Below are 6,065 nucleotides of genomic sequence, written 5' to 3'. Positions count from 1 at the left end.
TGGAGGGGTCTCCCATGGGCCGGTCCGCTGGGCTGGTGACGCGGCCGGCTACCAGCCCATGAGAGCCGACCGCGCACCGACTCAACGACCGGTGTCGTTGCCTGGAAGTCACCTAACCGGCTGGCTCAGGTCGATGATCGGCTGATCAGTCGTCGAACTCGAGGACGATCCGACCGCCGAAAACCTGCGAATACCAGCGGGCGTCCCGGGTGAACACGTCCACCTCGCAGGTCAACGCAAACAGGGCCGCCGACGCCAGATCGGGCCGTTCCACCATGCCCCGCATCGCTGCCAAGGCCCGCCACTCCTGCGGCTCGTCAACGAGCAAGAACACGGCTTCGTGGTTGACCAGCAGGTCAAGACGTGGGTAATCCGATGCGGTGACCCTGTGGGCGGCCTCGACCAGGCATTGCAGCGGCAGTACCGCGGCACCGTGCTCTTCGGCCATCATCAGCAGCATTTCGCCAACAGCCACTGACCCGCGTACCCACGCCGTGACGGCACTGGTGTCGAGAACGATCCGGATCGTACGTGGCTCGGGATCGTCGCTCACGCGAAAGCGGCCGGGCCTTGGCGCAGCTTCGCCAACAGTTCGGCGCGGCCCTCACGGTCGCTGTCACGAGCAGCATCAGCCTCAGCCAAGCGCTGACGCCACCGGGCCTTTCCGGCCTCGGTGACGACCATGCCGACAGATGGGTCGAACACCCCGTCCTGCTGCGTGCCGGTCTCCTGCTCCATGAATTCAGAGTAGCGTCGATAGGCGGTAACGACGCAATACGAACCTGGCTAGAGCGGCCACGAGAACGTGCCGAACAGGTCGCAACGCACCACACGCTCGGACCTGACAACCCAGAACGAGCACACCACGACGGAACCGTTGCTCATGGTTCCCGGGATCCGGGCGAACCAGAAGTCGTCCTCGCTGCGTTCGACGCTGGCGCCGAGGAACGGGTTGATCCGGCGCGTCGGGATCCACTCCTCGACGACCGCGGCAACGTCGGCGGCCGGCTTTTCGAGGTCGCGCCACAGACTCAACCGTTCCGGAAAACGATCAAGAGTCCACAGGCCGGAAGCTGTCATGAAGGCCTTTCCGGCGGCCAGGTGCCGGCCGCCTTCCGCTGGGCGACGAACGCGGCGACCATGTTGGCGGTGGGCCGGTCGTTTTCGGGGTCTTCCTGCTCCTCGGGCCGGCGGAACCAGTCGGTCAGCCACGCCCATTCGATACGGCGCTCGTCGACCGTCTTGCGGGCCATCTGCCACGGCGTGGAGGCCTGGATGAGGGTGCGCAGGTCGGCGGGGGACAGGCCGCCGTAGCGGGACAGCACGTAGCCGACGGTGTTGAGCTCGTTGTTGCCCGGGTCGTCTGCCAGCGTGTCGTCGACGGCAACCGTCACGCCGGTCTCGGTGGCGTAGATCGGTTCGGCGAACAGCGGTGTGTCGCGGTGGTCCAGGTGGTGGCCTTGGATGAAGAAGAGCAGCAGGTGGGTCTTGGTGGCCGAGAGACCCGGCCGTTCTTGATCTATGGCGGCGATGACGGTATTGGCGCTGACGGTCATCGGGGCACCATAGGTCGGCGTCAGGACTGACGCAGTCCTGCGTCGGGTCAGAGTGAGGGTTGGCATGATCTCCGTATTCGGAGCGTCGACAGGGGATGAACTCACGGTAACGCTGTCGTCTGCCTGACCCTGTCGGATCACGGACTTTCCATTACTGCTCATCGATTCCTCCTTGATCGCGTTGAGGGGTGGACAGGTGGACAAATGTCCACCCCTCCCCACAACCTGACTCCCTTAATCTCAGGATGAATTTTCTTTTACCTGGGGAAATGCAAGATCTATTTCGGTTGGTTTTCCCGTGAGGGGTGGACAATGTCCACCTGTCCACCCCTCACGGGGATCAAGGACCGCCCGCCGCAAGCCGGTATTGAATGCTGCGCTGGTTGTGGTAGTCGGTCTTGTCCTCCAAAACCTCACCGGCCAACATCAGCGCTGACATCGCCGGTTCGAAGAACTGCCGGTCCCGGCCGGGGAGACTCTTCCGGGCGTCGCCGTGCGCCATCGCCCGAGGGGCGTTGCGGGCCAGCAGCCGTTTGATGTTGCGCGCCACCCGCTGAACAGCCGCGTCGTTCACCCGCTCCTGCACCACGATCGTTCTTGCCGCCTCCGCCTCGGCCTGCCGGGTGTTGTCCGCCCGCGACTCCTCGAGCAACGCCTTCTGGCACATCGCCCTGGTGCTGTCCGACACCGCCATCACGACCCCCGAAAGGTGCCAATCGAGATCATCGACGAAGGACCGCCCTTCGAGGATCGCCAGCGAGGCGGCGACCTTGAGACGGGTCAGGATCGCGTGCCCGTCCAAGGCGTCTCCACGCCCGCGGGTTCGGGCAAGGTGCGCTTCAACAACAAGGTCGGTTGCCTGCGAAGGAAGTTGCACGGCTACCCGGTACATGCCGCCGATCTGCCGGCCGCCTGCCTCATGCCACCGCGGCGGCACCCAGGTCATCGGCTCAGGGCATGCCGGTGGGACATCGGGAGCGTCCGGGTCGAACGCCGGCAGCCACACGAACCGCTGCGGGGTGCCGCCGTCGGCATCGCCGAGAAGCCCACCGGAGCGTCTCGGCTGGATTCCGGCGAGCAGGCACAGCCGGTACCGGTGCTCGGGCACCATCATCCGTTTGGCGGTGTCGACGTAGAAGAAGCCGAGTTGTTCGCCCATCGCCGCCTGCCGCAGTTGGGACGCAACCGTCGACGACTGGCGCTTGATCAGCGCCGTCAGGGTGTCGATCTCGCCGATGGTGACCAAGGCGGCATCGTTGACCTGCTCGGCTTTGCCGTCCTTATCGGCGCGCATGAACATGTGCGCCAGGCCCTCGCCGGAGCCGATCGGCGCGGTCAGAAACTTCGAATCGCGGGGCATCTCGAGTGCTTCGACAGCCACCTTGCGCGCGGCGTCCTTGCCGGTGCCGGGCGGCCCGACCAGCCCGACGAACAGGTTCAGGGAGGCGTACGACCCGATCGTGGGAGGCAGCTGCGCGCCCGATTCGGTCGCTGCGACGACCGTCGCCAGGGTGGCGCCGAGGACAGCCCAGGGGGAGACGCGGCGCGCTCTAGCGAAGTCGTGTAGGTGGCGAAGCGACGCTCGGCTGTTCCAGAAGTCGGCACCGTCAGGGCCTGGGCTGGTTTCTTTGACCTCGGCGGGACGGTCGCCTTCGGGCGGCTCGGCGGTGTCGTCCCAGCCCGACCAGATGTCTTCCTCGGGATCTAGGCACTCCATCTCAGGCTGCCTCTTGGCGGCCAGGGCGAGCACGGCGGAGCCATGCGCATCCGGAGCCTTCCGGCATGCCGGTGTGCCAGTCGACTGGGCCGCCGCGGTAGTCGTAGCCGGCGGGGTAGCCGCGCTGGCTGTAGCCCTGAACGGCGATCCGTTTCATGTGCGTAATCTCGGATGCGCGCCGGCCGGCCCGCAGCACCTCCGCGCGCGCGGAGTCGTTCCAGAAATCGCGAGCCGACTGTGTACGTGCGTCGATCAGTCCGCGCTCGTACGCGGCCAGGGCGACCTCGAGAACCTCAGACGCGGTGTACAGCTTCTCCCCGGCGGGCTCGTCGGTTACCTTCAAGGTGTCAGCTCCCGTAGGTGACGTACGTGGGGCATGGCGAGATGGCCGTGGCGTTGCAGTCGCCGCGGCCTTCGTCATTTTTGGGCAGCGTTTGAAGCGGTCATCCGGTCGAGATGGGCCAGCAGATCGAGGTAGCGCAGCACGTTCGAGGTGCGCGGCAGGCGTTCGCTGGCGTTCTCGTATTGCCAGATGCGCTGAACGCTCAAGCCCAGCTCGGCGGCGATACGGACCTGGGAGAGGCCAGCACGCCTGCGGATCTCTTTACGTTGCGCACGCGTCGGTAGGTCGCGGATGGCACGAACTTCGTCGAGCAGCCGGGACGCGACCGTGGGGGCGTCGAAGGTGGCAGTCATGAGCACGATGTTAGACCATTGGTCAGAAGCGGACTAGAAGCGCTTCTACTCTGCGTGCTAACGTGATGCCCATGCCCCGAGCGATCTTCGCCCTGCCTGCCATCCCCGACCCCGCCGGAACCAGCACCACCCCGGCCGGACAATCGTGGCTGCACACGGCCCAGGACTGGATCACCGGCAGGCTCGACACCATCCCCCCGATCACCTGGGTTGCGGTCATCGCCGCCCTCGCTGTCATTACTTGCCTGACCATTCCGTTCCTGCGCGGTCAGGCGTTCCGGGCCGGCGCCCGCCACGGGAAACCCCTCACCGAACAAGACCGCCGCGACCGGCGCCTCCTGGTCGCCGCGATGGTCCCGGCCAGCCTGTTCTGGATCGCTGTGCTCATCGGCTCCGGTCGCGGCCTCATCGCGTTCGGACGGGACAACCTGCGCTGGAACCGCGGCTGGGAATACCTCGTCCCGCTCACCCTCGACGGCGTGGCGATCGCGTTCGCGCTGCTCGCGTTCCGGGCCGTCCGCAAACAGTTGAACCCCGACCGGGCCGTCCGGATCGCCGCCGCGGCGATGGTCGCCTCCGCCGGGATCAACTTCCTGCACGAGGTCGGCGGATCCAAGCTCGGCGCCGGCTACCTGGCGATCCTGTCCCTGCTCGGCATGCTGATCTTCGACGAGTTGCTGGCCCAGTTCGAGCAGGGCACCGACACCGTCGCCCGGACCAACCCGAAGTTCGGGTTGCGCTGGATCACCTGGCCCACCAACACCGTGTGCGCGTGGGTGGCGTGGCGCAACCACCCCGACGAGACGCTGAAAGCAACCGTCTCCAACGCGGTTGCCCACCTCGAGCAGGTGCGCCGGCGTAAGGCCGCCGCCCTTGCCGCCGACGTTGACCGGCCGGTGTGGTGGCTGCGGTTCGCACCCTGGCGGCGGATCACCCAACTCGGAACGGCTCTCGCGGAGCAGCGTTCCGAACTCGCCGCGGAACAACAGCGGATCACGAACGTGGTCGCCGGCTTCGAGCAGCGGATCGCCGCCCGCGCTGCCGAGACGGAACAGATGGCGGAACGCTTCCGCGCCGAAGCGGAACGGATCCGAGCGGAGGCGGCGGAGCAGGTGGCCCGGCTCGAGGCGGAACACGCCGCTCAGGTCTCGCGGATCCGGGAACGGACCACCGCCGCTCCGGCAGGTGTTCCGGCCCGGACCAGCGGAAAGACCGCTCCGGCCAGCGTCGCTGCCGAGCCGCGGCTGACGAACGACGAGGCCGTCGAACTGATGCTCCGCGCTCATCCGGAGCCCGGCTACCAGTGGGGCACTCGCGAGGTAGCGCGGCTGACCGGAGCGGGCATGGGCCGCGTTCCGAAGCTCATCACCGCCGTACGTGAACACCACGACCGGAACGCCGGAACGGCCGGCCGGAACACCTCCGATGACGACAGCAAGGAGAACGCTTCATGACCGCCCTGTCCCGCGAGCTCGCCCGCAAACGACCCGCGAACCTGCCGGCCCGCCCGGAGCCGGTGGTGATCGACGGGCAGCTGCGCCGGCTGCCGAGCCGGGCCGAGCTGTGGTTTTGCCGGATCGCCGCGTTCGTGCTGATCGCCGCCGGCCTGTTCGGCATGGTCATCGCCAGCATGCAGCAGGTGAAGCCGTGATCATGCGCTCGCTCGCCCTACTCCTCGGCATCTTCGCCGGCTTCACCGCCCTGTTCGCCGTCATGTACGCGATCGGAGCGGCGTGACCTGGACAAACACAGTCCGCACCAAGCGGAAAAACCGGCAACGATCCGACTACCACCGCAACCGGATCAACACCGCCGACACCGCCAAACAAGCCCTGTCCGCCGCCTGCGGCTGGCTGATCTCCGAAGCGTGGCAGGCCGGCCGGATCACCGAAGTGCACCAGTGGGTCATGTCGAAAGTCGACGAGATCCGGAAGGAGGACTCCCGCGATGGACACACAGAGTGAAGTGAGATCTCAAAACGGGGACCAGGCCCGGATCTCGGACAGCCCGGCCGTGGGGGGGGGGGGGGGGGGGGGGGGGGGGGGGGGGGGGGGGGGGGGGGAAGAGGGGGGGGGGGGGGGGGGGGGGGGGGAATC

Annotated in this window: 10 protein-coding genes; 3 read left to right on the top strand and 7 right to left on the bottom strand. The window is 67.2% G+C overall.

Translation table 11 applies throughout. The features are described 5' to 3' along the window. Positions 1-145: 145 nt before the first annotated feature. The 7 genes from ACZ6TB_RS48500 to ACZ6TB_RS48470 form a co-directional block, all read right to left on the bottom strand. Positions 146-553 (bottom strand): hypothetical protein, encoded by a 408-nt coding sequence (locus ACZ6TB_RS48500; protein WP_465568606.1) that lies wholly within the window; start codon positions 551-553, stop codon positions 146-148. Further along, entirely contained in the window at positions 550-738 is a 189-nt protein-coding gene (locus tag ACZ6TB_RS48495) for a hypothetical protein (RefSeq protein WP_465568604.1), read from the bottom strand. The genes ACZ6TB_RS48500 and ACZ6TB_RS48495 overlap by 4 nt, the downstream gene beginning before the upstream one ends. A gap of 48 nt (positions 739-786) precedes the next feature. Then, complete coding sequence (locus ACZ6TB_RS48490) at positions 787-1,080, bottom strand: hypothetical protein (RefSeq protein WP_465568603.1); 294 nt, start codon at positions 1,078-1,080, stop codon at positions 787-789. Next, positions 1,077-1,556, bottom strand: a complete 480-nt coding sequence (locus ACZ6TB_RS48485) for a Panacea domain-containing protein (RefSeq protein ID WP_465568601.1) — start codon at positions 1,554-1,556, stop codon at positions 1,077-1,079. Before ACZ6TB_RS48485 ends, ACZ6TB_RS48490 begins: the two co-directional genes overlap by 4 nt. A gap of 340 nt (positions 1,557-1,896) precedes the next feature. Further along, positions 1,897-3,306, bottom strand: a complete 1,410-nt coding sequence (locus ACZ6TB_RS48480; protein WP_465568599.1) for a hypothetical protein — start codon at positions 3,304-3,306, stop codon at positions 1,897-1,899. Continuing rightward, complete coding sequence (locus ACZ6TB_RS48475) at positions 3,275-3,616, bottom strand: hypothetical protein (protein ID WP_465568597.1); 342 nt, start codon at positions 3,614-3,616, stop codon at positions 3,275-3,277. The genes ACZ6TB_RS48480 and ACZ6TB_RS48475 overlap by 32 nt, the downstream gene beginning before the upstream one ends. A 74-nt stretch (positions 3,617-3,690) precedes the next feature. Continuing rightward, positions 3,691-3,969: a helix-turn-helix domain-containing protein gene (locus ACZ6TB_RS48470; RefSeq protein WP_465568596.1), complete on the bottom strand. Its 279-nt coding sequence runs from the start codon at positions 3,967-3,969 to the stop codon at positions 3,691-3,693. A 71-nt stretch (positions 3,970-4,040) separates the two neighbouring features. On the opposite strand from ACZ6TB_RS48470, the gene ACZ6TB_RS48465 reads away from it, so the two are divergent. The 3 genes from ACZ6TB_RS48465 (at position 4,041) to ACZ6TB_RS48455 (ending at position 5,933) form a co-directional block, all read left to right on the top strand. After that, entirely contained in the window at positions 4,041-5,423 is a 1,383-nt protein-coding gene (locus ACZ6TB_RS48465; protein ID WP_465568593.1) for a DUF2637 domain-containing protein, read from the top strand. Further along, on the top strand, positions 5,420-5,620 hold the full coding sequence (locus tag ACZ6TB_RS48460; protein WP_465568591.1) for a hypothetical protein: 201 nt from the start codon (positions 5,420-5,422) through the stop codon (positions 5,618-5,620). Before ACZ6TB_RS48465 ends, ACZ6TB_RS48460 begins: the two co-directional genes overlap by 4 nt. Before the next feature lie 82 nt (positions 5,621-5,702). Continuing rightward, on the top strand, positions 5,703-5,933 hold the full coding sequence (locus ACZ6TB_RS48455) for a hypothetical protein (protein ID WP_465568589.1): 231 nt from the start codon (positions 5,703-5,705) through the stop codon (positions 5,931-5,933). Positions 5,934-6,065: the final 132 nt, after the last annotated feature.

This window comes from Actinoplanes sp. NPDC051537 (assembly GCF_055586105.1).
The sequence above is the reverse complement of the archived record's forward strand: the minus strand, read 5'-3'. Positions and strand labels throughout refer to the sequence as shown.

Bases quoted from the DNA above. Each gene is read 5' to 3' on its own strand.
- ACZ6TB_RS48495 (WP_465568604.1), bottom strand. From the start codon at position 738: ATGGAGCAGGAGACCGGCACGCAGCAGGACGGGGTGTTCGACCCATCT.
- ACZ6TB_RS48490 (WP_465568603.1), bottom strand. From the start codon at position 1,080: ATGACAGCTTCCGGCCTGTGGACTCTTGATCGTTTTCCGGAACGGTTG.
- ACZ6TB_RS48485 (WP_465568601.1), bottom strand. From the start codon at position 1,556: ATGACCGTCAGCGCCAATACCGTCATCGCCGCCATAGATCAAGAACGG.
- ACZ6TB_RS48470 (WP_465568596.1), bottom strand. From the start codon at position 3,969: ATGACTGCCACCTTCGACGCCCCCACGGTCGCGTCCCGGCTGCTCGAC.
- ACZ6TB_RS48465 (WP_465568593.1), top strand. From the start codon at position 4,041: ATGCCCCGAGCGATCTTCGCCCTGCCTGCCATCCCCGACCCCGCCGGA.
- ACZ6TB_RS48460 (WP_465568591.1), top strand. From the start codon at position 5,420: ATGACCGCCCTGTCCCGCGAGCTCGCCCGCAAACGACCCGCGAACCTG.